Origin of the sequence: Bradyrhizobium sp. SRL28 (assembly GCF_018596315.1) — a bacterium.
In the GTDB taxonomy this organism is placed as follows: domain Bacteria; phylum Pseudomonadota; class Alphaproteobacteria; order Rhizobiales; family Xanthobacteraceae; genus Bradyrhizobium.
Genome location: NZ_JAHEAG010000003.1, coordinates 666,545 through 691,863, shown reverse-complemented (window position 1 = coordinate 691,863; position 25,319 = coordinate 666,545). Strand labels below are relative to the sequence as shown.

The window sequence follows — 25,319 nt, the reverse complement described above, 5'->3', positions numbered from 1 at the left end:
ATGAGCAATCATCCGCAACCTTTTAAGGGAGAAGTTACGTGAAACATCGTCAAATTATCGGCTATCTGCTCGCGGGTGCGTTGTGCACCACCCCGGCAATGGCGCAGGAACTTACCGGGACGCTGAAGAACATCAAGGACACCGGCGCCATCACGCTCGGCTTCCGCGACTCGTCGATTCCGTTCTCCTATCTTGACGACAACCAGAAGCCGATCGGCTACGCCATGGACATCTGCTACAAGATCGTCGATGCCGTGAAGAAGGAGCTCAAGCTCGACAAGCTCGAGGTCAAGCTCAATCCGGTGACGTCGTCGACCCGTATCCCGCTGCTCGCCAACGGCACGATCGATCTCGAATGCGGCTCGACCACCAACAATGCCGAGCGTCAGAAGCAGATTTCCTACACCAACACCCACTTCCTGACGGCGAGCCGCTACGTCACCAAAAAGGCGGGCAAGATCAATTCGATCGACGATCTCAAGGGCAAGTCGGTGGTCTCCACCGCCGGCACAACCAACATCAAGCAGCTCACCGAAGCCAACGCGGCGCGCAGCCTCAACATCAACATCATCCCGGCCAAGGATCATGCGGAAGCGTTCCTGATGGTCGAGACCGACCGCGCGGTGGCCTTCGTGATGGACGACATCCTGCTGGCGAGCCTGGTCGCCGGCTCTAAGGCGCCGGATGACTATGTGCTCTCGAAGGATGCGTTCTCCAAGCCCGAGCCCTACGGCATCATGCTGCGCAAGGACGATCCCGCCTTCAAGAAGGTGGTCGATGCCGCGACCGCGGCGCTCTACACGGGCGGTGAGGGCCAGAAGATCTACGACAAGTGGTTCACGCAGAAGATCCCGCCCAAGAACCTCAATCTCAACGTTCCGATCAGCTCTGAGCTGAAGAACGAGTTTGCGAAGCCGTCCGACTCGCCGGATCCGGATTCGTATAAGTAAACGTTCCCGCGCTCATGCAATGGCCCGGCCATTGCATGAGCGTACTCCTGTGGGACGAATGGTGGACGGTGGGGACCCGTGAACTATAACTGGAACTGGCACATCTTTTTCGAGCAGAACCCGACCGGGGCCGGCACCTATCTCGATATGCTGGTGGCGGGACTGCTGCTGACCATCAAGACGGCGCTGCTGGCCTGGGTCATTGCGCTGATCTTTGGCACGATCGTCGGCATCTTGCGCTCCCTGCCGTCGAAAACGGCATCCTGGATCGGCTTTGGCTACGTCGAATTCTTCCGCAACATGCCGCTATTGGTGCAGCTGTTCCTCTGGTTCTTCGTGCTGCCGGAGCTGTTGCCGCGCGCCGCAGGGCTGTGGATGAAACAGCTCCCCAACGCGCCGTTCTGGACGGCGGCGATCGGGGTAGGCCTGTTCATGTCGGCCCGCGTCGCCGTGCAACTCGCCGCAGGTATCGCCTCGCTGCCCCGCGGGCAGAAGCAGGCGGCAACGGCGCTAGGGCTGACGACTGGGCAAGGCTATCGCTACGTGCTCCTGCCGATCGCGTTCCGCATCATCCTGCCGCCGCTCACGTCCGAATTCCTCAACACCATCAAGAATACCTCCGTCGCGATCACCATCGGCCTGATCGAACTGACCGGCCAGGCGCGGGCGATGCAGGAATTCTCGTTTCAGGTGTTCGAGGCCTTCACCGCCGCAACCGTGATGTATCTCGCGATCAACATCATCGTGGTCACCGGCATGCGCTTCCTCGAACGCAGCCTGGCGATCCCCGGCTACATCGCGGGGAAATGACCATGTTCGATAATCTCGATTTCGATGTCATCCGCCGCTCGCTGCCCTATCTGTTCCTCGACGGCATGAGCTTTACGCTGATGCTGACCGGGTTGTCGGCGCTGGGCGGCCTGGTCTTCGGCACGATGATCGCACTGATGCGGCTGTCGAGCTATAGACTGATGGGCCGCATCGCCGGTCTCTATGTCGACTTCATGCGCTCGCTGCCGCTGGTGCTGGTGATCTTCTGGTTCTATTTCCTGGTGCCCTATATCGGTCAGTGGCTGACGGGCGCGTCGCGGCCCATTCGCGTCGGCGCGTTCACCTCTTCGCTCGTCACCTTCATCATGTTCGAGGCGGCGTATTTCTCCGAAATCATGCGCGCCGGCATCCAGTCCATTTCCAAGGGACAGCCGGCGGCCGCAAGCGCGCTCGGCCTGACCTACAGCCAGTCCATGCGCTACATCGTGCTGCCGCAGGCGTTCCGCAACATGCTGCCGGTGCTGCTGACGCAGACCATCGTGCTGTTCCAGGACACTTCGCTGGTCTACGTGCTGTCGATCCCGGACTTCCTCGGCGCCGCCAGCAAGGTGGCGCAGCGCGACGGGCGCCTGGTCGAGATGTACCTGTTCGCAGCGCTGGTCTATTTTGTGATTTCCTGTGTCGCGTCCTATGGCGTCCGGCGCCTGCAGGCACGCATTGCTATTGTCCGGTGAGAACCCATGATCGAAATCAGCCACGTCAATAAATGGTACGGGCCGACCTTCCAGGTGCTGAAGGACTGCACCACCAGCGTCGCCAAGGGCGAGGTCGTGGTGGTGTGCGGCCCGTCGGGCTCGGGAAAGTCGACGCTGATCAAATGCGTCAACGCGTTGGAGCCGTTCCAGGAAGGCCAGATCATCCTCGACGGCATCAAGGTCAACGATCCCAAGACCGATTTGCCGAAACTGCGCGCCCGCGTCGGCATGGTGTTCCAGCATTTCGAATTGTTCCCGCATTTGCGGATCATCGAGAATCTGTGCCTGGCGCAGGAGAAGGTGCTGGGCCGCTCGCATGGCGAGGCCATGGCCAAGGGCGAGAAACTGCTCGAGCGCGTCGGGTTGACGGTGCATGCGAACAAATACCCGGCCGAACTGTCCGGCGGCCAGCAGCAGCGCGTGGCGATTGCGCGGGCGTTGGCGATGGACCCGATCGCGATGCTGTTCGACGAGCCGACCTCGGCGCTCGATCCCGAAATGATCAGCGAGGTGCTCGACGTCATGGTCGATCTCGCCCACGAAGGCATGACCATGATGGTCGTCACCCACGAAATGGGCTTTGCCAGCAAGGTCGCCAATCGCGTGATCTTCATGGACAAGGGCGAGATCGTCGAGGATGCGCTGAAGACCGATTTCTTCGGCAGCCCCCGCAGCGAACGCGCGCAGAAATTCCTGTCGAAGATTCTGTCGCATTAAGGCACGACTGCTTGCCCCGTCATTGCGAGGAGCGTTAGCGACGAAGCAATCCATTCTTCCTTGGCGCCATGGATTGCTTCGCTTCGCTCGCAATGACGATTGAGGGAGCGCTGCCCGGTAATGACACGAGCGTTCCTCGCCCTTAACGAATTACCAATAACGTTCACTACAACCGCTTTCGCACTATCTACAGGAGACTCCGCTTGGAACAGATCGCTTACGTCAATGGTTCGTTCGTGCCACTTTCAGAGGCGAAGGTCTCGATCCTCGACCGCGGGTTCCTGTTTGCCGATGGCATCTATGAGGTTGCCGCCGTACTCGACGGCAAGCTGATCGACAATGCCTCGCATCTGGCGCGGCTGGAGCGTTCGGTCGGCGAGATCGAACTGGCCTTGCCGGAAACCACGGCGCGCATCCAGGAGATCCAGCAGGAGCTGGTCAAGCGCAACAATCTCGTCAACGGCATGGTCTATCTGGAAGTAACGCGCGGCGCCGATACCGGCCGCGACTTTGCGTTTCCCAAGGGCGTCAAGCCGACGCTGGTCATGTTCACTTCGACGAAGGACATCATCAATGCGCCGTCGGCCAAGACCGGCATCAAGGTGATCACGGTGCCCGACCTGCGTTGGACCCGGCGCGACATCAAGAGCGTCGCGCTGCTGGCGCAGGTGCTGGCCAAGCAGGCTGCGGCGGCGGCCGGCGCCGGCGAGGCCTGGATGATCGAGGACGGCAAAGTGACCGAGGGCGGCTCGTCGTCGTGCTTCATCCTGACCCAGGACGACGTGATCGTGACGCGGCAGAACGGCAGCGAGATCCTGCCCGGCTGCACCCGCAAGGCCGTGGTTGCGCTCGCCGAAGAACGTCAGCTCCGCGTCGAGGAGCGGGCGTTTTCGGTCGAGGAAGCGCTCGCCGCCAAGGAAGCCTTCGTCACCAGCGCCAGCGTGTTCGTCCAGGCGGTGGTGTCGATCGACGGCAAGATGGTCGCCGACGGCAAGCCCGGCCCGATGACCAACCGGCTGCGCGAGATCTATGTCGAGTTCGCCAAGGCGACGGCGGTGTAGCACCCAGGATGTCGTCGCCCGGCTTGACCGGGCGACCCAGTATTCCAGAGACGTCAGTGTTTGCGCCGAGAGGCCGCGTACTGGATGCCCCGCCTGCGCGGGGCATGACGAGTTGAATGTGGCGGGCCGTTGTTAGCGACCGCACCACCCCTCACTTCTTCCCGAACGTCGTCAGTTGCGCGCCATCATCGGCAACGAAAACCGCCAGCAGGCTTGCGGGCTCCGTCGTGCTCGCATTCTCGCTGACGAGATGCTCGCTGCCAGGCGGCTCGAAGAAGGTTTCGCCCGCCTTGTAGACGCGCGCCGGGCCGGTCACCGAATTTTCTGACCGGATGCTGCCGGACAGGACATAGACGAACACGCTGCCGGCATGATGATGGCTGGCCGACTTGCCGCCCGGCGCGTAGTTGACCACGACTGCGGTGAGGCTCTTGCCGGGCACGTTGGGAAGTTTCTCCGAACGAACCGGCGTTACCTTGTCGCCTTCGGCGTGGGCTGCGGGTGCGCCGACAATCGCGAGCACAACCACGGCCATCGCTGCCACACGACCCATCGGTATTGTCATGTCCGCCTCCTCGCTTTAAGCCGCAGCCTTGGCCTTGACCGGGTGTACCGCGCGAAAAGCAATCGCCAGCCTGTTCCAGGCATTGATCGCCCCGATCAGCATGGTCAGATTGACGGTCTCCGCTTCCGAGAAGTGGGCGCGCACGTCTTCGTAGAGATCGTCAGGGGCATGGGTTTCGGCAATCAGCGTCAGCGCATCGGTCCAGGCCAAAGCCGCGCGTTCGCGGTCGGTGTAGAGCGGCGACTCGTGCCAGGCGCTCAACAGATACAGCCGCTGCTCGGTCTCGCCGAGCTTGCGGGCGTCCTGGGTATGCATGTTGATGCAATATGCGCAGCCGTTGATCTGTGAGGCGCGCGTCTTGACCAGTTCGATCAGGGACTTTTCGAGACCGGAGGCGACGATCTGGGCTTCGAGTGCGACGAGCGCTTTGATGGTGTCAGGCGCGGCCTGGTAGTAGTTCATCCGGGGCTTCATGCAATTCTCCTCTCTGGACGTTGTCAATTTGAGGCGAATGTCAGCGTATTCCGACCTGAACGATAGCCATCTGGATCGATGTTGCCAGATACAATAAAGTGATCCGACGCAATGGGGAGGCGGCGGATGTTATCGCGGAAGTTGGTATCGACAGGCCGCTGTGCGACGCCGCTGGTTGCGATACTTGCATCCGTCTTGCTGAGCGCCCCTCTGCCCGCGGCTCAATTCGGCCCGCCGCCGAACGCGCCGTTGTCGGTGGAAAAGCTGTCGCGGATCGACGATTTTCTCAACGACCAGGTCGCACAAGGGGAAATTCCGGGCGCCATCGTCCTGATCCAGCGCCACGGCAAGCCGGTCTATTTCAAATGGTTCGGCAAGCGCGATGTCGATGTCGGCATCGACATGAGGCCGGATGCGATCTTTCCGCTGCATTCGCTCACCAAGACCGTCACCAGCTTTGCCGCGATGATGCTGATCGATCGCGGCAAGATCAAACTCGACGATCCCGTAGCCCAGTACATTCCCTCTTTCGCCGGCATGAAGGTCGGCGTCGAGCGCAAGGATGAGTCCGGCAAGGCTGTGCTCGATCTCGTGCCGTTGCGCCGGCCCGTCACCATCGAGGACCTTCTGCTGCATACGTCAGGGATCACCTACGGCTTCTACGGGCCGCGAGGACCGGTGAAGGCGGCGTATGACGGCATTTATCTCGGCGATTTCGACAATGCCGAATTTGCCGAGCGGATCGCCAGGCTGCCGCTCGCGGAGCAGCCGCGCACACTATGGGACTACGGGCACTCCATCGACGTGCTCGGCCGCGTCATCGAGGTCGTCTCCGGTCAGTCGCTCTATCAGTTTGAAAAAACCCAGTTGTTCGATCCTCTGGGGATGACGACGACCAAATTTTTCCTGACCGACCCGGACGAGCGGGCGCGCTACGCCACGCCGTTGCGCAAGGACCGCCATACCGAACGTAATTCGCTCGACGTCACGCGTTGGGAATCCGGCGGTGGCGGATTGGTGACCACCGTCGCCGATCTCGCGCGCTTCGGGCAGATGCTGCTGAACGGCGGCGCGCTTGACGACAGGACCTATCTCAGCCCCAAAACGTTCGCGCCGATGACGACGGATCACATCGGCCCGGGCTCGGGCGTCGCGCGCAACTACTTCTATTACCCGGGCGACGGCTTTGGGTTCGGCTATGGCTTCGGCGTCCGCACCGATCCCGGCAATGCGGTGCCGCCGCCGCCGGGCTCGCCCGGTGAAATCAAATGGGATGGCGCGACCGGCGCCTACCTCGTGGTCGACCGCGCGCAGGACATGTTCCTTGTCGTGCTGCAGAACGCGCCGTCCGGACGCCAGCACGTGCAAGTGAACGTCAAGAAACTGGTTTACGATGCGTTCGAGAAATGACGGGACGCAGGCTCGATGGGAAGTAACGAGATGCTGCGCAAGGCCGACGGGAGCGACCGGACCGTCAAGGCGAGGGGACGCATCGTCGCGCTGGACCGTGCTCGCACCTTCATCACGCTGTTGGTGCTGATCCATCACTCCGTCGTCAACTACACCCATTTCGGCACAGGCGACAGAATGCGCTGGCTGGGGTTCGACCTCGTTGTGCTGTTCAACGACAGCTTCTTCATGGCCTGCATGTTCCTGATCTCAGGCCTGTTCGTGCACGACAGTCTGGCCCGCCGAGGCGCGTCGAATTATCTGCAGAACCGGGCGTGGCGGCTCGGCGTTCCCTTTCTGGTTTCGATCTTCGTGCTGATGCCAATTGCATATTATCCGACCTTCCTGCGCTATCATCTGCCCGGCACCACCGATTTCAACTTCTTTCATTTCTGGTGGCGCACGCTGACGGTTGGTCCCTGGCCGTCGGGCCCGGCATGGTTTTTGTGGGTGCTGCTGGCGTTCGACATCGTCGCGGCAATCCTGCTGGCGCTGGCGCCGCGGATGCTGAAAATACTCGGCCTGCTCATCTTCTCGCTGCGCGACCGTCCTTGGACGGCATTTGTCGCCTTTCTGGTTTTCTCGGTGGCAGTCTACGTGCCGATGCGGCTGATCGTCGGCGATATGAGCTGGCTGGAGCCCGACGGCTTTCCGCTGCCGATCCAGACCAGCCGGATTTTGCTCTATGCCGGCAATTTCCTGACCGGTGTCGGCATCGGCGTGGTCGGCCTTCGCGCCGGAATTTTGAGCGAGGAAGGTGCATTGACCAGGCGCTGGCCGCGCTGGCTTGGCTTTGCGTCGTTGTTCTACGGCGCGATCCTGCTGATGGTCTATGCCCATCACAACTGGATCGCCGATTTCGATTCGCCGCCGCTATCCTGGCAAACCGGTTACAGCCTCGCCTTTGCGCTGTTCAGCGCCGCGATGACGTTCACGGTGCTGACCGTGTCGCTGGCCTTTACCTCATCGAACATGAAACTGCTCGATGCCATGCGGCCATCTGCCTATGGCATCTTTCTCACGCACTACATCTTCATCATCTGGCTGCAATACGCCGTTTACGATTATTCCTGCCCGGCCGTTGTCAAGTTTGCCGTCGTTTTCGCCGGCACGCTGGCGCTGAGCTGGGCGGTCACGTGGCTGCTACGAAAAATTCCAGTTGTGGCGCGGATGATCTAGAGTGGATCCATGCATCTGATGGGATTGGACCATGCAAGCGCATAATAGGAAACGTCTGGCCTCGCTGTTCGTGCTTGCAACGGCCATGTTGCTTTCCGGCATGCCTGCCTTCGCCGGATATCCCGAGCGCGTCATCAAGATCATCGTCCCCTTTGCGCCGGGCGGCGGCACGGATGCCATTACCCGCGTATTGGCGCAGGAGATGGCAAAGGATCTCGGCGGCAGCATCATCATCGAAAACAAGCCGGGCGCGGGCACCATCATCGGCGGGCAGGCGGTCGCGACTGCCGAAGGCGACGGCTATACGCTGCTGATGGGCACATTTGCCCATGCCGTCAATCCCAGCCTGAACGCCAAACTGCCGTTCGACCCGAACAAGGATTTTGCGCCCGTCGCACTGGTCGCGCGTTCTCCCAACATCGTCGTCGTCAATCCGAAATCGTCGTTTCGTTCCGTCGCCGATCTGATCGCGGCGGCGAAGGCCGAGCCCGACAAGATCTCCTACGGCACGTTCGGCACAGGCACCTCGGCGCACCTCGCGGGCGAAATGTTCAAGCATATGGCGAGGGTCAACATGACCACGGTTCCGTACAAGGGCTCCGCGCCTGCGATCACCGACCTGATCGGCGGGCAAATCCAGGTGATGTTCACGACGGTCGCAAGCGCGGCGTCCCTGATCGAGGGCGGCCAGTTGCGCGCGCTGGCGGTGACCACGGCGGAGCGCTCGCCCGCCTTTCCGCAATTGCCGACGGTCGCCGAAACCGGCCTACCGGGCTTTGAGGCCGAGACCTGGTACGGCCTGCTTGCGCCGGCGAGAACGCCGCCTGACATCATCGACCGCCTCAACAGGTCGGCGGCCAAGGCCGTGCAGGCCGACGCCTTCAAAAAACTCAGCGTCAATGAGGGCCTTGTCCTGATCGCGGCACCGCCGGAAGAGTTCGGCCGCTACTACCGCAGCGAGGTGGAGCGCTGGCGCAAGGTCATCCAGGACGCCGGCATCAAGATCGAGTAGGCGGCAGGGGACGCGAGCCCGGTTCCCCTGCTCGCGGTTCCCCGCTAGGATGGCCCGCATGTATGTGAGCGCTTCCGAGAGCCGGGTGCTGGCGCGCATCTTCGGGCTGCTGTCCGAAGACCTCAGCGAACGCGACGTTCGCGAGGCGGTCGGCCACCATTTGCTGGAGTTGCTGGAAGCCGATCACTACGCCTCCTTCGTCTGGCAGGATACAACCGGCCGCTTCGAGAAGGCCGTATACCTGAACATGGACCCGGCCAACATCGCGGCCTACGACCGATATTATCAGCAACACGATCCGATCACCTCAAAGCTTCAGGCCCGCCGCGAAGCGACGCTGGTCACGCAGGTGATGCCGCAACGCGATTTGATGCGGACCGAGTTCTTCAACGACTTCCTCGCGCGCGACGGACTGCATTGGGGCGTCAACGCCTATAGTTTCGTCGGTGCCCGCAACATCGGCGACGTCAGGATCTGGCGTAGCCGGCGCCGGGAGAATTTCGATGGCCATACGCTGGAATTGCTGCGGCTGATCGAGCCCGCCTTCACCGGGGCGCTGGTCCGCGCGGCTGGCGGGGCTGCGGCCATTGCGGCGGATGGCTCACCGATCCTGAAGCTCTCGGTGCGCGAGTTCGAGATCGCGCGAATGATATCGGACGATCTCAGTGACAAGGAGATCGCGCGCCGCCTGCAGGTCGAGGTATCGACCGTCCGTACCCATATCGAGCGGATTTTCACCAAGCTCGGCGTCCGCCGCCGCAGCGGCGTCGCCAGCCTGTTTGCAAGGCACTAGGGCAGGGCCCATCCTACTTTGCATGGGGTTGTTTTCGAGATTTTGAGTCTGGCCCCCGTGGTGCCGTCCCCCCAGCCTAGCGCGACGGCGGCGGCAGCCGGCCGAACAGCTTCTCCATCGCCATCCCGACCGCGAGCAACTTGCGATCGCTCCCCGCGGGGCCATCGAGTTCGAGACCAACAGGTAGTTTGGTCGATGCGCCCAGGGCAATCGGAAGCTGGATGCCGGGAACGCCGGCATTGCTGCCGGGGTCGGTGTTCTGGATGAACAGCAAGAAGTTGGCGAGGCTCGACGAGTCCGCATTTGAAGCAATCGCGACCTTCGGCACGGTCGGGAAGGCGATGGCGTCGAGCTTGTTCTTGGCGAACGTATCGCGATAGAGCGCTTGCAGCGCGGGCCGGGCGGTCTTGATGGCGGCGTCGTAGGCCGGCTTGGCGTCGGTGACCGTGTTGTTCGGTCCCGGCAGCTTGCGCGGAATGACCAGCCCGTCATAGGTGCCCTTCACGTCGGGGCTTGCGACCTCCTTGGCGAGGTTCTCGATGCTGACGCCGCTGCCGCTCTTTTTGAGATAGGCGACCATGTCGTCATAGGCCTCATAGAGCGCGAGCGGAAATCCGATCTGGCCGTTGAGTTCGGCCAGTTTTGGCATCTCGATATCGACGATCGTCACGCCGCTAGACTTGAGCTTTTCCAGCGCGGCCTTGAATGCGGCTTCGGTATCGCCATCCAGATTGGCCAGCATGGATTTGTCGACGCCGATGCGCACCCGCTTCAGCTCGGCCGGCGTGATCGTGCTGCCGCCGGCGATGACGCGATCGAGGATCGCCACGTCGGCCATCGTGGAAGCCATCGGGCCGGCGGTGTCGCGGGTGTGAGAAATCGGCGCGATCCCCGCTTGCGGATAGCGCCCGACGGTCGGACGCAGCGCCGCGCAGCCGTTCAGCGCGCAGGGCACCCTGACCGAGCCGCCGGTGTCGGTGCCGAGGCCCGCCGTAACGATCCGCGCGCCGACCGCCGCGCCCGTTCCCGATGACGAACCGCCGGCGATTTTCGTGGCGTCATAGGCGTTGCGTACCCCGGACTCCGCGCCTGTCTTGAACGCGGCGTTGTAGCCGGAGATGCCGAAGGCGAGCTCATGCATGTTGGTCTTGCCGATGATGATGGCGCCCGCCGCGCGCAGTTTCGCCGCCACCGGCGCATCCTTCTTCGGCACAAAGCCCTTCAGCGCCGGCGTTCCCGCGCTGGCGGGAAGCCCGGCCACCTCGATATTGTCCTTGATCACGACGGGCACGCCGCCGAGCGGCTTGCACGAGCCTTTCTTGCGGCCGGCGTCGAACGCTTCGGCAGCCTTCATCGCGCCGGCCTCATCCAGCGTGATGAAAGCGTTGAGTTCGGACTTTGCCTTGGCGCGCGCCAGCGCCGCCGATGTCAATGCCTTGCTGGTGATCTTGCCGGCGCAGAGATCGGCCGCGGCCTGCGTTGCGGTCAGTTGATCCAGGTCGATCGGCTGTTGAGATACCGCTGGAGACGCCGCGGCGAGGACAAGGCTCGTAAGGGCTGAGCCGAGCAGGATGGTGCTGCGAGCCATGATGATCCTCCGTGGAATTCAGGTACCCGTCCGGACGAACCTTACCCGCTGCCGGTTTCGGCGCTTGTCCTCATTTCTGAGGACGCCCGGCCATGACGAAAGAGCGCGCCTCAAACCTTCTCTCTCACGAACCTGTTCCGCAATGTCCCGATCCCCGTGATGTCGATCTCGACGACGTCGCCGGCCTTCAGGTCGGGCGAAGCGCCGTCGGTGCCCATCCAGATCACGTCGCCCGGCGACAGCGTGAAATATTTGGAGAGTTCGACGAGGAACGGCACGATGCCAAAGATCATGTCATTGGTGCGGAAGCGGCCGGTCTCCTTGCCGTTGACCCTGATCACGGTTTCCATCTTGTCGAGATCGACATCTGTTTCGATCCACGGGCCCATCGGCTTGAAGGTATCGGCGTTCTTTGAGCGCCACAGGCTGCGATCGGCCTTTTGCCAGCTGCGCTCGCTGACGTCGTTGCCGATGGTGTAGCCGAACACGCAATCCATCGCGTTGACTTCGGTGAGATGTTTTGCCTTCTTGCCGATGACGACCACCAGTTCGCCCTCGTAGTGGATCTTCTCGGTCGCACTCGCGGGGATCACCACATCCTCGTCATGGGCGATCAGCGCGTTCTGCGCGCGATAGCCGATCTCGGGTCGGTCAGGCACGTTCGGGACCGTGCCGGCCTTGTCGGCGGCTTCCTTGAGATGTTTGAGATAGTTCAGCCCGACGCAATAGAAGGTGCGCGGGATCAGCGGCAGTTCGATCTTCACGTCTTTCAATACATGCGACTGTGTTCCGCGCTCCCATTCGCCGAACGGGTCGCCATTGACGGCGATCACGTGCTCGCCCTCGACAATGCCCCAGGATGTCTTGCCGGCGGCGGTGAATTTCAGCCAACGCATGGTTCTTCCTCTTGTTCTTATTCAGCCGCGGCCCGCGGACTGGTTTTCCAGGCACCGGCGGCAGGCCGTGCCAGGCCGAGGTTCTCGCGCAGCGTCTTGCCGGCGTAATCCTTGTGAAACAGGCCGCGGCGCTGCAATTCCGGCACGATGTGCTGGACGAAATCGGCGTAGGAGCCGGGCACGATGGTGGCCGCGATGACAAAGCCGTCGCAGCCGCGCTCGACGAACATCTCCTCTAACTTGTCCGCGATCTCCTCCGGGCCACCGACGATCGCATCCTGCACCTGGCCGCGGCCGGAGAAGGTGACGAAGTCGCGCGCGCTGGGATTGGTCTTGCCTGAATTCTTGAGTACGCCGTCGCGAATGCCCAAAATGCCCTGCATGCTCTTGAGCTCCTCAGTGGTGAGTGGCTCGTCGAGCGGCTTGGAGGCAAAATCGTAGTTCAGCGCCTCCGCGAGCAGCGACAGCGCATCGATCTGCAGCGGCAGCTTGTTGATGACAGCCATCTTGTCCTCGGCCTCTGCCTTGGTCGCGCCGCAGACGGGCGTGGTGAGGTTGCAGAGGTACATCTGGTCGGGATCGCGCCCGGCCTTCGCCGCTTCGTTGCGGACCGCCGCATAGCCTTCCTTGGCGGCGGCGACGTTGCGCGCGGCGGTGAAAATCACTTCGCCCCATCGCCCCGCAAAACGCTGGCCGCGGCCGGAGGCGCCGGCCTGGATGATGACGGGATGACCCTGCGCCGAACGCGGCACCGTGAACGGCCCGCGCGACTTGAAGAACTCGCCCTTGTGGTCGAGCCGCTTCACCTTGGCTGGATCGGCGAAGCGGCCGCTTGTCTTGTCCATGATCAGCGCGCCGTCTTCCCAGGTGTCCCAATGGCCGAGCACGACTTCCATGAACTCGTCGGCGCGATCGTAGCGGTAGTCATGTTCGAGATGGGCGTCCTTGCCCATGTTGTGGGCCTCGCCGTCATTGAGCGAGGTGACGACGTTCCAGCCTGCGCGTCCGCCCGACATCAGGTCGAGGGTGGCGAAGCGGCGCGCGACGTCGAACGGCTCGTAATAGGTGGTCGAGCAGGTCGACCCCAGTCCGAGCCTGGTCGTGACCATGCCCATCGTGGTCAGCACGATCAGCGGATCCATCTTCACGCAGCGGATGCCGTACTCGACGGTGTGGGCGTGGTCGTTGCCGTAGCGGTCCGGCATCGCCAGGCGGTCGTCGAAGAACGCCATGTGGAATTTGCCGGCTTCGAGAATCCGGGCGATCTCCTGGTAATAGTCAGCCGACATCGAATCGTCGCGCGATTCCAGGTGCCGCCATGAACTCGGCAGATTGGTGCAGTTCTGCGCCTGCAGGAATCCCACCAGCGCCATTTGCCGTGTCATGCGGTTCTCCTTGTGCTGGCGGAATTCATTTCAGATCGAGCTCGGCGGCGAGCTTGTAGTCTGCGGCCAGCGCCTTCAGTTTATCCCAGGTGGCATCCTCGACCTCGATGCCGTCGCGCCTGCGCTGCTGCTCGCGGATATGTTCGATCTCTCCGGGATAGAACACGCCGGGCGAACCTTCGGACGGCGGCGTCGCTTTCAGATAGCGCGCGAACTCGCCGACCTGCTTCTCGAAATCCTTCAACGGGCGGAACGCAGCGACGTTGAACACCGCCATGAAGCATCCGTCGTTATGACGGCCGGTCGGCTCAACGCCAAAGCCCAAGCCCGTGAGCAGGCCGCACAGCACCTCGACCATCGCGGCGAGGCCGCTTCCCTTGTAGCCCTCGCTGCCACCGAGAGGCAGCAGCGCACCGCCCTTGCGATACTGGGTCGGATCGGTGGTGTGCCGTCCCTCGGCGTCGATAATCCACCCCTGTGGAATCTGTTCGCCGCGTGCGACCGACAGCGCGATCTTGCCGGCCGCCACCGCCGACGTCGCCATATCCAGATAGAACGGCGCCTCGAGATCTGATGGCACTGCAATCGAGATCGGATTGGTGCCGAGCCTTGCCTCGCGGCCGCCGAACGGCGCGACATGTTTCGGGGAGCGGCCGGAATCGGCGGTGGCAATGCCGATCATGCCCGCCCGCATCGCCATCAGCGGATAGGCCGCGAGCCGCCCGACATGGCTCTGGCGGAACACGGTGCAGGCCGCCACATTGGCGGTCTTCGCCTTTTCGATCGTCAGCGCCATCGCCTTGGCGTTGACGTGGAAGCCGAAACCCCAATGACCGTCGATCACGGTGGTGGTCGGCGATTCCTGCACGATGGTCCATTTGGCGCCGGGCACGATATGGCCGGCCTTGATGCGGTCGATATAGGTCGGAATCGCGATCACGCCGTGCGAGTCATGGCCGGCGAGATTGGCGTTGACGCAGCCGACCGCGACGGCACGGGCTTCCTCCTCTGACGCGCCAGCGGCTTGGAGCAGCGCCGCACCGATGCGTGTGAGACGATCGGCCTGGACCATCGGCATGGGAATTTCCTCTACCTTTTAATGCCCGCGCGAATAGCGGGTCTTGCTTGTTGCCGCAGCTGGCATGGTCTCAAAGCGGCGGCGGCAGGGCAAGCGTGGAAATATCCTGTTAGCCATGCCGCAGGCACGGTCCCCGCGTGCCCGGGATTTCATTCTGCAGAATTCGAAAATGCCCTCGGCAGGCCCGCATCCCGACCCGGCGCGCCGGCGGTATGGCTGACGAATCGTGAATGAGCCCGTAGTTCTCCTGAGCGATGTCGCTGTCCGTTGGTCCGACATTTACTCTGAATCGCAACTCCGGGTCGCCAATAACGAGCATTTAGGCCCCCTGCACGCATAAAATCCGCAAGGGGGCAGCCCGACGCTGCCGGCAGGGAGCTTGGGGACGGTGAAGACCGATATCGCGCGGACGTTCGCGGCGTTGAATGCGACCAACGAAGCGATTCTGTACGCCAAATCACCTGAAGAGCTGTACGCGAAGGTCTGCGAAGCCGCGTTCTCGGTCGGGGACTTCCTGGCCGTGGCGATCTTCCTGCTGGAGCCGGAAACCAATCTCCTGCGCTTCGCCGCCGGCTGTGGCGACGACGTTCCGCGCCTGCGCAGCATCGATATTTCGACCGTGGCCGGTACGCCCGAGGGTTCCGGGGTCTCCGGGCAGGCCTTCCGCGACCGGCGAATATGCGTCAGCAACGATTTTCTGAACGACCAGCACTCGCTGGCCTGGCGCGAGGGCGCCAAGGCCAACCAGGTGGGCGCGGCGGCAGCGCTGCCGCTGATCTGCAACGGCGAGAGGGTCGGCGTGTTGCTCGTTTCGCGGCGCGAGGCGCACTCGATCGACGAGCAACTCGTCTCGATGCTGGAGCGCGTGTCGGCAAACATTTCCTTTGCGCTCGACAATTTCGACCATGAGGCCGCGCGCAAGAACGGCGAGCGCACCATGCGGCGGTTGAACCGGATGTTCGGCGCCATCAGCGCGACCAACGAAGCCATTCTGCGCGCCAAGACCGAACAGGAGCTCTATCAGCGCGTTTGCGATGCTGCGGTACACAGCGGCAAATCCGCGGCCACAGTGGTCCTGCTCGCGGAGCCGGACTCGATCTGGCTGAAGCCGGCCGCAGGCACCGGCGCAATCGTCGAACAGATCATGCGGGCGCCGTTCTCGATCGATGCCGGCAACCCGTATGGAACGGGCGTCTGCGGCAGGGCATTCCGAACCCAGCAGCCTGCCGTCAACAACGATATCCTCAACTCGTCGCAGGGGCAGCCCTGGCACCAGGCCGCACGGGAGACCGGCGTCACCGCCTGCGTCGCCGTTCCCCTGATCAAGGCCGACGAGAGCATCGGCGTGTTGCTGTTCTTTGTCGGAAAATTGTGGGCGGAGGACGAAGAGATCGTCGCGCTGATGGCGCGGATCGCGGAGAACGTTTCGTTCGCGCTGGACAATTTCGAGCGTGCCGGCGAAAAGGCGAGAGCCGACGCACAGAAGGAACGGCTGGGGCGCATGCTGGCGGCGCTCAGTGCGACCAACGAAGCGATCGTTCGTGCAACGTCGCGCACGGAGCTGTTCGAGCTGGTATGCGAGGCTGCCGCAAAGGGCGGCCGGTTCAACTCGACCAGCATCATGCTGGCCAGGTCGGACAGCGACTACACCGACATGGTGGCCGTGGCGGGGTCGACGGCCGGCAACATGCGCCGGGTGAAGGTTTCGATCAACGCGGATCATCCAGAAGGACGCGGGCTCTGCGGCAACGCATTCCGCTCGCGCCAGGCCTGCATTGCCAATGACCTGCGTGCGGATCCGCGAGGGTCTGCGTTCCATCAGTTCATTCACAGCGACGGCGCCATGTCGGGCGCGGCCTTTCCGCTGCTGGTCTCGGGCGAGCCCGTCGGCGTGATGTTCTTCATTTCCTCCGAGAAGGACACGTTCACGGCCGAATTCTCCGAACTGCTGCAGCGGCTCACCGAGAACGTGTCGTTCGCGATAGGCACCTTCGATCGCGCCGACGAGAAGGCGAGGACCGAGGGTCAGAAGGAGCGCCTGACGCGGATGTTCGCTTCGCTGAGTGCGACCAACGAAGCCATCATGCGGGCCAAATCCCGCGGGGAGCTGTTCGATCTGGTATGCGAAGCCGCGGCGGGTGGTGGCAGGTTTACGTCGACCACCATCGCATTGGCCGATTCCGGCAGCGACCTTCTCAGGATCGTCGCCGCCGCAGGGCCGGCTGCCGAGACGACGCGGCACGTCAGGTTGTCGGTGGATGAAGCCCGTCCCGAGGGCCGTGGGCTCAGCGGAACGGCGTTCCGAACCAGGCGGCCCTGCATCACCAATGATTATGTGACCGACCATCGCGTCGCCGCTTTCCAGGCCATCGTTGGCTCCTACGGCGCTCAGTCAGGCGCTGCCTTCCCCCTGCTGGTTCGCGGCGAGCCCGTCGGCGTCATGATTTACATGTCCCTGGACAAGGACACCTTCACGCCCGAATTTTCGGAACTGCTGCAACGATTGGCCGACAATGTGTCATTCGCGCTGGAGAATTTCGACCGCGCCGACGACAAGGCGAGGACCGAAATCCAGAAGGAGCGCCTGACGCGCATGCTGGCGGCGCTGAGCGCAACCAACGAGGCAATCATCCGCGCGTCGTCGCGGGCGGAACTGTTCGCGCTGGTGTGCGAAGCGGCGGCGAAGGGTGGCAAGTTTACCTTGACCTCCATCGCGATGATAACGCCCTACAGCGATTTTCTCGACGTCGTGGCCGCCGACGGTCCCACCGCCTCCAGCGCCCGCGGGGCAGTGATATCGACCAGCGAGGCGCACCCGGAGGGGCGCGGGCTTTGCGGTTCGGCGATACGTTCGCAGCAGGCCTGCATCATCAACGATTACCTCAGCGATCCGCGCGCCGCGGCGTTTCACGGTACAGCACGCACTGACGGCACGAACTCCGGCGCTTCATTTCCCTTGTTGGTGCAAGGGCATGTCGTCGGTGTGATGTCTTTCATGTCGCGCGAGAAGGATACGTTCACGGCCGAGTTCGCCGAATTGCTGCAGCGGCTCGTCGACAACGTGTCGTTCGCGCTGGAGAATTTCGATCGTGTCGACGAAAAGACCAAGGCCGATGAGCGGATCGAATATCTGGCGTCGCACGACAGCCTGACCAACCTGCCGAACCGGGAAATGTTCAACGGCATGCTGCGCCGCGCGATTGATGCTGCCGCGCGCTACCAGCGGCAGTTCGCCCTGCTGTTCATCGACCTCGACAGGTTCAAGGTGATCAACGACTCGCTGGGACACGACGCTGGCGACATGCTGCTGGTGGAGATCGGCGGCAGGCTGCGCCGCGCGCTGCGGTCGAGCGATGTCGTGGCGCGGCTTGGCGGCGACGAGTTCGTGGTCATTCTGGAGGAGACCGCCGAGCGTCCCGAGGTCGAGCAAATTGCCGGCGAGCTTCTCTCCGTGCTGAGCCAGCCGCTGCAGCTCAGCGGTCACGAATGCCACACGACCGCCTCGATCGGGATCGCGATGTACCCGTCCGACGGCACCGACATGCAGACGCTGACCAAGAACGCCGACATGGCGATGTACCTCGCCAAGGAGGACGGCAAGAACGGCTTCCGCTTCTTCAGCAAGGAGATCAAGACGCAATCGATCGAGCGCCTGACGCTGGAGAGTGCCTTGCGCCGCGCGCTGGAGCGCGACCAGTTCTCGCTGCACTATCAGCCGAAGATCGACATGGGGAGCGGCCAGATCACCGGCGTCGAGGCGCTGCTGCGCTGGAATCATCCCGAACTCGGCAGCGTATCGCCGGGCCAATTCATTCCGCTGGCCGAGGAAACCGGACTGATCGTTCCGATCGGCCGCTGGGTACTCAAGGAAGCCTGCGTGCAGAACATGGCCTGGCAGCGCCGCGGCCTGCGGCCGGTGACGATGGCGGTCAACCTGTCGCCGCGGCAATTCGCCGATGCGCATCTGTTGCACGATGTCGACGAGGCGCTACTGGCAAGCGGCATGTCGCCGGTGCTGCTGCAGCTCGAAGTCACCGAAAGCATGGTGATGCGGAACGTGTCGCGCGCGATCAAGGTGCTGGATGCGATTCAGAGCCGCGGCATCCGCCTTGCGATCGACGATTTCGGAACCGGCTATTCGTCGATGTCGCTGATGAAGCAATTCCCGATCGATACGATCAAGATTGACCGCTCTTTCATTCGCGATCTGCCGATAGATTCCGAGGACCAGGCCATTGCGCAGGCGATCATCAGCATGGGCAAGGCGCTCGGCATGACCGTCATTGCGGAGGGCGTCGAGACCGTGGAGCAGGAGACCTTCCTGCGCAACCACGCCTGCGACGAAATGCAGGGTTTTCTGTTCTCCAAGCCGCTGCCCGCCAAGCAAATGGCTGATCTGCTTCGCGCCGAGCCGCAGCTCGCTTCGCCGCCGTTGCAGCCGGAGGCCGGGTCAGGGTTGAAAAGCACTGTCGTCTGACGGCTGCGGATGCAGTTCGCGAACCGCCGGGTCCGGGATAGCCGTTCTGCGGGGAAAATCATAAGGCCACGGCACAGACGTCTGGCCTGCGAAGGTCCCAAGGAAGATGTCCGCGGCGGAAGCATAAGTCGCCCGGTCTGGCAATCCAAGCTCGGCGCACCATTCGGCAGGGAGCGGCTGGGAGGAGGCGCGCGACTCCATCGCGGGTCCCCACCACCAAGCCGGCGCCGGCGAGCGTTCCGTTTCCGGAACGGCACGCCACGTGATGTATTCGCCGATCATACGTTCAAATTGCAGTGCCGCCGCCGGATGCATCCCATCTCCTGAAGCCTGATGATATCCGCATCCGCGCGCGGCGCAATGCGCGTCAGCCGGCTACTGGCGGCCATGCTGCCAGTGCGAGGTCACATCCGCGCCTGATTTGTTGAGATGGACATGCTGATCGACGTGGTCGACCCACGACATCGGAATGAAGTGATGATGCTGGCCATCAGGCGAACTCTGTTTGGTCAGCTTGATCTTGTCGGTTCCTTCCAGATGGTCGACTTTTCCGACCGTCTTCTTGTCCGACGAGATGACGTCCATATGTTCCCGGATCTGTGAAGCAGAAGCCATGTTTCATATCCCTGATTTGGTTGAGGACATAAAACGCGCCGCCGCCGAAATGGTTGCCCGGTCGTTGATCTCGAACCGGTCCCGTTCCGCCAGCGGTTACTTCTCTTCCGCCGCCGTTGAGGTCGCCGGGCCTTCACCCATGATCAGCAGAACGGCGTCTTCATCCTTGGCGCCGTCCCAATGCACCTGCTTGGCGAAATGGGTGACAAAGCTGCCGGCTGGCATCGGCGTCGTGTTGGCGGGATCGAATTTCGGTCCCGAGCCGACCCACCACGTGCCCTGCAGCACGACGATGTAGCGATCGTTGGGGTGGAAGTGCGGACGGCTGAAGTGATTGCCCTTGGTCCATTTGTTGTAGACCATGTAGAAGCCGGGTTTGGTGGGGTCGCCGACCACGACAGCGCTTTGCGCGCCGGCTGCATTGACTGGGCCCCAGGGAATCTGGTCCGGCAATTTGTAGATAACGGCGGCCGGATTGAGTTCCGCAGCGGAGCTGATGCTCAACATGCCGGCGAAAACCAGCGGCGTCATGAGGTATCGCCAGGACAGGGGTATCGCCTTCATGGTCGCCTCCCTTGCAGTCTCGTGAGCTGAGATGCGCTCATCTCTGTTGCCGCGATGCTAGCCGGTCTCGTTCCAGCGGAGCAAGGCCCGCGGGTGCATGCGTGATCGGCGGCAGCGGCAAACGAAATGTCGCACAACGCAGCTGCAGCATGAAAAACGGATTTACGCCGCGCCTCGCGGTGCTACGTTGCGGCCCAACTAAAAGCAGCCATGGGAGGGCTACGTTCATGAAGCGTTTGTCGATACTTGCGGCCGGCCTGTTGATCGGCGCCGCCGCCATTCAATTTTCCAGCGTAGCGTCCGGCCAAAGCGGTGGCTGGGTGACGCTCGTCGACGGCACCAAGATGGGCGACTGGACCGAGGTCGGTAAAGCCAATTGGGCGATGAAGGACGGCACGCTGGTGGCAGACAAGATCACCGAGGGCAAGGATCCCTCCTATCTCGTCAGCAAGGAGTCCTACAAGGATTTCGAGATGAAGGTTGAGTTCTGGGCCGACGATGACGCCAACAGCGGGATTTTCATTCGCTGCGACCAGTCGGCGAAGATCGACGCAAAGATCTGCTACGAGGTCAATATCTTCGACAAGCGGCCCGATCCGACCTACGGCACCGGCGCCATCGTCGATGTGGCGAAGGTCGACCCGATGCCGAAGGCGGGCGGCAAATGGAACACTTACGAGATCACGGCCAAGGGCTCGCAGCTCGTCGTCGTTCTGAACGGCCAGAAGACCGTCGATGTCCAGGATTCAAAACACGCCAGCGGCCCGTTCGCGCTGCAATACGGTGCTGGCGTGATCAAGTGGCGCAAGGTGCAGATCAAGCCGCTGTAGGTTGCAATCTCAGTCGCGAACCGGCGCACCCGTCTTCAGCGGGTGCGCGTTCTTGTGCCACGCCCAGGCGGTACGGATGATCGTGGTCAGATCCGAATGGGTGGGACGGAAGTTCAATGTCGCGCGTGCGGCGGAGGGATCGGCGACCAGATAGGTCGGATCGCCTGATCGCCGCGGCTTGACGACATGCGGGACCTGGCGGCCGGTCTCGGCCGCGATCGCCGCGAGGATTTCGCGCACCGAAAAGCCGTTGCCGGTGCCGAGATTGAAGGCGCCGCCTGAATGTCCCTCGAGCAGCAGCTTGAGCGCCAGCACGTGGGCCGCCGCCAGGTCGGTCACATGGATGTAGTCGCGGATCGCCGTGCCGTCGGGCGTGTCGTAATCGTCGCCGAACACCGCAAAATCCGGCACATGCCCCTGCAGCGCCATCATGGCGCGGGGGATAAGGTGTGTCTCGACCTCGCGCAGCTCGCCGATGCCGCCGCCGGGATCGGCGCCAGCGGCGTTGAAGTAGCGCAGCGCGAATGAGCCGAAGCCATAGGCCGCGCGATAATCCGCCAGCACGCGCTCGACCATCCATTTCGAGGCGCCATAGGGATTGATCGGCGCGCAGGCGTAGTCCTCACGCAGCGCCTTGCTGTCGGCGTTGCCATAGACCGCGCCGGTCGACGAAAACACCAGGCGGTTGCAGCCGGCCTCACGCATCGTCTCCAGAAGCGACAGCGTGCCGGCGAGATTGTTGACGTAGTATTTCTGCGGATCGGCAACGGACTCGCCGACCAGGCTGGAGGCGGCGAAGTGCATGACGGCCACGATGTCATGCTCGGCGAAGGTCCGCGCCAGCGTGGCCTTGTCGGCGATGTCGCCCACCACCAGCGGGCCCGCGGCGAAGCTGCGGTGGCCGGTCGAAAGGTTGTCGTAGGTGATGGGCTGGTAACCCGCAGCGTCCAATGCCCTGCAGCAGTGCGAGCCGATATAGCCGGCACCGCCGGTGACGAGAATGGCTGGACGTCTGCTCATCGATTGTGTTTCCCGCCGATATCAGTCGATCGGCCCCTGTTCAGCAGCAGGTAAAGCGCGCGCGGATTGGTGGTCAAATAGCGCCAGAACAGGCGGCGCGGCTCCAGCCAGATTCGCCAGACCCATTCGAGACCCGCCTGCTGCATCCACAGCGGCGCGCGGACGCGGCTGCCCGACAGGAAATTGAACAGCCCGCCTGACGTCTTGATGACGCCGACATTGGAGAGGTCGGGCGTGAATTCCTCGACGAAGGCCTGCTCATAGGGAACACCGAGCGCGACCCAGAGATAGTCCGGCGCCAGCGCGTTGATCTCGGCGACCTTTGCGCGCATCGCCTCGCCCCGCAGAAAGCCGTGGCAACGGCCGACGATCTTGAGGTCAGGATATTGCTCGCGAACGCTGGCGACCGCGGCGGCGTTCTCCGCCTCGTCCGCGCCCAGCAGGTAGAAGGTGAGGCCGGCTGCCTGCGCCTTGCGGGCAACGACGTGAAACAGGTCAGTCGTCGCGACGCGTTCGGGCAGCGGTGTCTTTGATCTGAATCGCGACACCGTCACCAGCGGCTGGCCGTCGGCATTGATCAGGTCAGCGGCGCGAAACAGCCGGTCGGTCATCGGTTCGGTCGAGCAGCGCGCCAGCACCTCGCCATTGGCCGAGGTCAGATAGAGCGGACGATCGACGCGGCGCTGCGGGAACACCATGTCGATCATGAAGTTCGCGGTCTGCTCGAGATCCAGCACGGCGAGCCGCAGCCCGCCGACTGTGATGCGGGCTACGCCGGCGGTGGCCGCTCTCCCGACGGAATTTACGCGACGCTCACGCATATTGCTTGTCCCGCTGCGGGCTTGCGGCCGTCGGGTTGACTTCGCTGAGGACGACACCGACCAGCTTGCGCTCGGTCCCGCCGAGGGCAGCGATGATGTCTTCCATGCTGTCGTTGATGTCGAGGTGCACCGGGAGGATCGCAACGAGCCCATCGGTCAGGTCGAGCAGCTTGCGTTCGATCGGGCTCCAGGGCATGGCCGGCCCGTCGAGAATCACGAGGTCATAGCCGCCGGCGGAACGGGCCTGCGCAATCGCCTTGCGGATGGCGTCGCCGGCTTTCGCGTCGGTGGCATTGATAGCCGGCAGGATCGAAATTCCGTTGGCGGTCGGAATCGCGCGGGCGGCCTTGACGCCGATGCCGAGCCAGCCGAAACGGCTGGGCTCGCTGTTGGCCAAATGGCTCACCTTGTCCGACAGCGCGCGTTCCCTGCGGTCGGCGTCGATCAACAGCACCTTGGCGCCGTCGCGCGCCGCGGCGAGCGCGATGTTCAGCGCGGCGATGCTGCGGTCCTGATCCGGGCTGGCGCCGATCACGGCCATCACGGGCGGGGTTTCTTCGCCGGCGCGTCTGGCCAGCGCCGCGCGCATCTCGCGCAAGGCAGTGAGGACGGTCATCAGCGGAAAGCCCGCGCGCAGCGTCGGCCAGCCGAGCCGCGTGACGTCGGCGGTGCTATCAGTTGCAAGGATGCCGCCGAGCGTGCGTATCACGTCGGTTTCCTGTAGCCGGACGATCGGAGGCTTTTCGATCAGGTTGACCGCGGGTTGCAGCTGCGGTTGGGTGACGGGCGGCTGCGTCGCGGCCGCAGGTGCAGTCGGTTCCTTCGAGGCCTCCGATGGCCCGCTGTTCTGAGGCTGAGCGGGGTTCGTGCGCGGCGTCAACTGGTTGAGCGCGACGAACCAGCCGGCGGCAGCGAGCCCGCCAAGAACGAAGCCGATCATCGCGAGCAGGCTCATGGCCGGCGGGAAGGTGCGCCGCTGCGGCACGGTGGCCTCGCCGATGATGCGCGCGTTCGAGGTGTTCAGGGTTTCCTGCTCCTCGGTTTCGCGCGATCGCTTCAGGAACGACTGATAGACGTCGCGGCTTGCCTCCACCTCGCGTTCGAGTTCGCGCAGGCGCACCGAAGCCTGACTCATCTGGACGCTCTGGCGCTTCTGGGTTTCCAGCGCCTTGCCCAGCGAAGCCTCATAGTCGCGGGCGCGGATCAGATCATTCCTTGCGGCCAGCGCAAAGCGCTCGACCTCTTCATTGATGGCGCGGCGCAAATCCTGCACTTGCAGTTCGACCTGGCGCAGCGCCGGATGCCGCGGCCCCAGTTCGGCCTGCAGCTCCGCCTGGCGCTTGCGCGCTTCGGCATATTGGGCGCGCAGATTGGCGATGGTTTGCGACTGCAGCGCCTCGGGAATGGCGCCTATATCGGACGATGCCTTGCGGCTGGCCTGGATCTGGTCAAGTTTGGCCTGCGCATCGAGCGTCAGCGCGCGGGCGGCGGCGAGCCGCTGGTTGCTGGAGGAGAGCTGCTGGTCGCTGATCAGCGTGTCCTGGGTGCCGACGAAATTGTTCTGCGCCTTGTAGACCGCGAGCGTATTCTCGGCGTTGCGAAGCCGTTCCTGCAATTCCTTCAACCGGCCGGAAAGGTCGGTGGTCGCGCGCCGGGCGGCGGCGGCCTGCGACTGCTTGGATTCGGCGAGATAGGCTTTCGCGATCGCGTTGGCGAGCATCGCCGCCTTGGCCGGCTCATACGACCAGACGTCGATATCGACGATGAAGGTACGATCGGTCTTCTTGACGTTGATGTGGCGATTGAGCGCTTCCAGCGCGCCCATCTCGATCTGCTTCTGCTGTTCGGCGGTGGGGCGCAGCTCGACCCCGAACAGGCCGAGCAGCGATCCAACAATGCCCTTGGAATCGCCGCCGCCGAACTCCGGGTCCTTTTCCAGATGGGTGTCGCGGATCGCCTGCAGCAGCACATTGTTCGAGGTGATGACGCGTGCCTGGCTCTCCACGACCATCGCGAGGCCGGAAGTATCCTGGGCGCGCGGCGTCAGTTCGCGATCGACCAGCTGCAGTTCGCGGGGATCGACGTAGAGCTGGGCGGAGGCGGTGTATTTCGGCGTCAGGCCTTTGCCGATCGCAACCGCGACGCAGGCGCAGATCAGCGCCGCCGAGGCGATCGCGACCTTCCGTTGCCACAGGAGCTGGGCCAGATCGAGCACGCTGAAGCCCGCCGGCGCGGCTGTCGCCGTTCCGGCCTCGGGCTTTGCCCGGTCTATCGGCTGGTCATAGATAAGCATGAACCCCAGCTTCCATTCGAACCGCC

At 63.1% G+C, this 25,319-nt stretch carries 22 protein-coding genes; 11 read left to right on the top strand and 11 right to left on the bottom strand.

Annotated elements, in window-relative coordinates:
* Window positions 1-98: 98 nt before the first annotated feature.
* From KIP88_RS11295 to KIP88_RS11275, 5 genes are all read left to right on the top strand, one after another.
* Window positions 99-950 (top strand): amino acid ABC transporter substrate-binding protein, encoded by an 852-nt coding sequence (locus KIP88_RS11295; RefSeq protein WP_249790723.1) that lies wholly within the window; start codon window positions 99-101, stop codon window positions 948-950.
* A 78-nt stretch (window positions 951-1,028) separates the two neighbouring features.
* Window positions 1,029-1,760, top strand: a complete 732-nt coding sequence (locus tag KIP88_RS11290; RefSeq protein WP_214487939.1) for an amino acid ABC transporter permease — start codon at window positions 1,029-1,031, stop codon at window positions 1,758-1,760.
* 2 nt (window positions 1,761-1,762) lie between these two features.
* On the top strand, window positions 1,763-2,455 hold the full coding sequence (locus tag KIP88_RS11285; protein ID WP_214487938.1) for an amino acid ABC transporter permease: 693 nt from the start codon (window positions 1,763-1,765) through the stop codon (window positions 2,453-2,455).
* 6 nt (window positions 2,456-2,461) lie between these two features.
* Window positions 2,462-3,193, top strand: a complete 732-nt coding sequence (locus tag KIP88_RS11280) for an amino acid ABC transporter ATP-binding protein (protein WP_214487937.1) — start codon at window positions 2,462-2,464, stop codon at window positions 3,191-3,193.
* A 203-nt stretch (window positions 3,194-3,396) separates the two neighbouring features.
* Window positions 3,397-4,254, top strand: a complete 858-nt coding sequence (locus tag KIP88_RS11275; RefSeq protein ID WP_214487936.1) for a D-amino-acid transaminase — start codon at window positions 3,397-3,399, stop codon at window positions 4,252-4,254.
* Between the two features lie 151 nt (window positions 4,255-4,405).
* Here KIP88_RS11275 and KIP88_RS11270 read toward each other — a convergent pair whose 3' ends face one another.
* On the bottom strand, window positions 4,406-4,819 hold the full coding sequence (locus KIP88_RS11270; RefSeq protein ID WP_214487935.1) for a cupin domain-containing protein: 414 nt from the start codon (window positions 4,817-4,819) through the stop codon (window positions 4,406-4,408).
* 15 nt (window positions 4,820-4,834) lie between these two features.
* Complete coding sequence (locus tag KIP88_RS11265) at window positions 4,835-5,293, bottom strand: carboxymuconolactone decarboxylase family protein (protein ID WP_214487934.1); 459 nt, start codon at window positions 5,291-5,293, stop codon at window positions 4,835-4,837.
* Between the two features lie 126 nt (window positions 5,294-5,419).
* Between KIP88_RS11265 and KIP88_RS11260 the strand changes: the two genes are divergently transcribed.
* The 4 genes from KIP88_RS11260 to KIP88_RS11245 are packed head-to-tail and all read left to right on the top strand — an operon-like array spanning window position 5,420 to window position 9,726.
* Window positions 5,420-6,703 (top strand): serine hydrolase, encoded by a 1,284-nt coding sequence (locus KIP88_RS11260; protein WP_214487933.1) that lies wholly within the window; start codon window positions 5,420-5,422, stop codon window positions 6,701-6,703.
* Window positions 6,704-6,718: 15 nt separating this feature from the next.
* Window positions 6,719-7,921 carry an acyltransferase gene (locus KIP88_RS11255; RefSeq protein ID WP_249790675.1) on the top strand — a complete coding sequence of 401 codons (1,203 nt, stop codon included), beginning with the start codon at window positions 6,719-6,721 and terminating at the stop codon, window positions 7,919-7,921.
* 31 nt (window positions 7,922-7,952) lie between these two features.
* Window positions 7,953-8,933, top strand: a complete 981-nt coding sequence (locus KIP88_RS11250; protein ID WP_214487932.1) for a tripartite tricarboxylate transporter substrate binding protein — start codon at window positions 7,953-7,955, stop codon at window positions 8,931-8,933.
* A gap of 58 nt (window positions 8,934-8,991) precedes the next feature.
* Entirely contained in the window at window positions 8,992-9,726 is a 735-nt protein-coding gene (locus tag KIP88_RS11245) for a LuxR C-terminal-related transcriptional regulator (protein ID WP_214487931.1), read from the top strand.
* A gap of 76 nt (window positions 9,727-9,802) precedes the next feature.
* On the opposite strand, the gene iaaH is transcribed toward KIP88_RS11245, so the two are convergent.
* The 4 genes from iaaH to KIP88_RS11225 form a co-directional block, all read right to left on the bottom strand.
* Window positions 9,803-11,230, bottom strand: coding sequence for an indoleacetamide hydrolase (gene iaaH / locus KIP88_RS11240; RefSeq protein WP_214488032.1), 1,428 nt, complete (start codon window positions 11,228-11,230; stop codon window positions 9,803-9,805).
* A gap of 194 nt (window positions 11,231-11,424) precedes the next feature.
* Window positions 11,425-12,210, bottom strand: a complete 786-nt coding sequence (locus tag KIP88_RS11235; protein ID WP_214487930.1) for a fumarylacetoacetate hydrolase family protein — start codon at window positions 12,208-12,210, stop codon at window positions 11,425-11,427.
* A gap of 17 nt (window positions 12,211-12,227) precedes the next feature.
* Entirely contained in the window at window positions 12,228-13,595 is a 1,368-nt protein-coding gene (locus KIP88_RS11230; protein ID WP_214487929.1) for an LLM class flavin-dependent oxidoreductase, read from the bottom strand.
* Window positions 13,596-13,620: 25 nt separating this feature from the next.
* Entirely contained in the window at window positions 13,621-14,673 is a 1,053-nt protein-coding gene (locus KIP88_RS11225; protein WP_214487928.1) for an Ldh family oxidoreductase, read from the bottom strand.
* Between the two features lie 388 nt (window positions 14,674-15,061).
* Between KIP88_RS11225 and KIP88_RS11220 the strand changes: the two genes are divergently transcribed.
* Complete coding sequence (locus tag KIP88_RS11220; RefSeq protein ID WP_214487927.1) at window positions 15,062-19,150, top strand: GAF domain-containing protein; 4,089 nt, start codon at window positions 15,062-15,064, stop codon at window positions 19,148-19,150.
* Window positions 19,151-19,525: 375 nt separating this feature from the next.
* Here the strand turns inward: KIP88_RS11220 and KIP88_RS11215 are convergent, their stop codons facing one another.
* Together KIP88_RS11215 and KIP88_RS11210 are read right to left on the bottom strand one after the other, a co-directional pair.
* Window positions 19,526-19,765, bottom strand: coding sequence for a DUF2171 domain-containing protein (locus tag KIP88_RS11215; protein ID WP_214487926.1), 240 nt, complete (start codon window positions 19,763-19,765; stop codon window positions 19,526-19,528).
* A gap of 96 nt (window positions 19,766-19,861) precedes the next feature.
* Complete coding sequence (locus tag KIP88_RS11210; RefSeq protein WP_249790672.1) at window positions 19,862-20,329, bottom strand: cupin domain-containing protein; 468 nt, start codon at window positions 20,327-20,329, stop codon at window positions 19,862-19,864.
* 227 nt (window positions 20,330-20,556) lie between these two features.
* On the opposite strand from KIP88_RS11210, the gene KIP88_RS11205 reads away from it, so the two are divergent.
* Complete coding sequence (locus KIP88_RS11205; protein ID WP_214487925.1) at window positions 20,557-21,159, top strand: DUF1080 domain-containing protein; 603 nt, start codon at window positions 20,557-20,559, stop codon at window positions 21,157-21,159.
* Between the two features lie 9 nt (window positions 21,160-21,168).
* On the opposite strand, the gene galE is transcribed toward KIP88_RS11205, so the two are convergent.
* The 3 genes from galE to KIP88_RS11190 are packed head-to-tail and all read right to left on the bottom strand — an operon-like array spanning window position 21,169 to window position 25,293.
* Window positions 21,169-22,179: a UDP-glucose 4-epimerase GalE gene (gene galE / locus KIP88_RS11200; protein WP_214487924.1), complete on the bottom strand. Its 1,011-nt coding sequence runs from the start codon at window positions 22,177-22,179 to the stop codon at window positions 21,169-21,171.
* The gene (locus KIP88_RS11195; RefSeq protein ID WP_214487923.1) at window positions 22,176-23,000 is read right to left on the bottom strand and encodes a WecB/TagA/CpsF family glycosyltransferase; all 825 of its coding nucleotides are present in this window, start codon (window positions 22,998-23,000) and stop codon (window positions 22,176-22,178) included. The genes galE and KIP88_RS11195 overlap by 4 nt, the downstream gene beginning before the upstream one ends.
* Window positions 22,993-25,293, bottom strand: coding sequence for an exopolysaccharide transport family protein (locus KIP88_RS11190; protein ID WP_214487922.1), 2,301 nt, complete (start codon window positions 25,291-25,293; stop codon window positions 22,993-22,995). The genes KIP88_RS11195 and KIP88_RS11190 overlap by 8 nt, the downstream gene beginning before the upstream one ends.
* Window positions 25,294-25,319: the final 26 nt, after the last annotated feature.

What these genes read in the sequence shown, in the direction of transcription:
- KIP88_RS11295 (WP_249790723.1), top strand. Translation starts at nt 99, where the DNA reads ATGGCGCAGGAACTTACCGGGACGCTGAAGAACATCAAGGACACCGGC.
- KIP88_RS11285 (WP_214487938.1), top strand. Translation starts at nt 1,763, where the DNA reads ATGTTCGATAATCTCGATTTCGATGTCATCCGCCGCTCGCTGCCCTAT.
- KIP88_RS11280 (WP_214487937.1), top strand. Translation starts at nt 2,462, where the DNA reads ATGATCGAAATCAGCCACGTCAATAAATGGTACGGGCCGACCTTCCAG.
- KIP88_RS11270 (WP_214487935.1), bottom strand. Translation starts at nt 4,819, where the DNA reads ATGACAATACCGATGGGTCGTGTGGCAGCGATGGCCGTGGTTGTGCTC.
- KIP88_RS11265 (WP_214487934.1), bottom strand. Translation starts at nt 5,293, where the DNA reads ATGAAGCCCCGGATGAACTACTACCAGGCCGCGCCTGACACCATCAAA.
- KIP88_RS11260 (WP_214487933.1), top strand. Translation starts at nt 5,420, where the DNA reads ATGTTATCGCGGAAGTTGGTATCGACAGGCCGCTGTGCGACGCCGCTG.
- KIP88_RS11255 (WP_249790675.1), top strand. Translation starts at nt 6,719, where the DNA reads ATGGGAAGTAACGAGATGCTGCGCAAGGCCGACGGGAGCGACCGGACC.
- KIP88_RS11250 (WP_214487932.1), top strand. Translation starts at nt 7,953, where the DNA reads ATGCAAGCGCATAATAGGAAACGTCTGGCCTCGCTGTTCGTGCTTGCA.
- KIP88_RS11245 (WP_214487931.1), top strand. Translation starts at nt 8,992, where the DNA reads ATGTATGTGAGCGCTTCCGAGAGCCGGGTGCTGGCGCGCATCTTCGGG.
- KIP88_RS11235 (WP_214487930.1), bottom strand. Translation starts at nt 12,210, where the DNA reads ATGCGTTGGCTGAAATTCACCGCCGCCGGCAAGACATCCTGGGGCATT.
- KIP88_RS11230 (WP_214487929.1), bottom strand. Translation starts at nt 13,595, where the DNA reads ATGACACGGCAAATGGCGCTGGTGGGATTCCTGCAGGCGCAGAACTGC.
- KIP88_RS11225 (WP_214487928.1), bottom strand. Translation starts at nt 14,673, where the DNA reads ATGCCGATGGTCCAGGCCGATCGTCTCACACGCATCGGTGCGGCGCTG.
- KIP88_RS11215 (WP_214487926.1), bottom strand. Translation starts at nt 19,765, where the DNA reads ATGGCTTCTGCTTCACAGATCCGGGAACATATGGACGTCATCTCGTCG.
- KIP88_RS11210 (WP_249790672.1), bottom strand. Translation starts at nt 20,329, where the DNA reads ATGAAGGCGATACCCCTGTCCTGGCGATACCTCATGACGCCGCTGGTT.
- KIP88_RS11205 (WP_214487925.1), top strand. Translation starts at nt 20,557, where the DNA reads ATGAAGCGTTTGTCGATACTTGCGGCCGGCCTGTTGATCGGCGCCGCC.
- galE (WP_214487924.1), bottom strand. Translation starts at nt 22,179, where the DNA reads ATGAGCAGACGTCCAGCCATTCTCGTCACCGGCGGTGCCGGCTATATC.
- KIP88_RS11195 (WP_214487923.1), bottom strand. Translation starts at nt 23,000, where the DNA reads ATGCGTGAGCGTCGCGTAAATTCCGTCGGGAGAGCGGCCACCGCCGGC.
- KIP88_RS11190 (WP_214487922.1), bottom strand. Translation starts at nt 25,293, where the DNA reads ATGCTTATCTATGACCAGCCGATAGACCGGGCAAAGCCCGAGGCCGGA.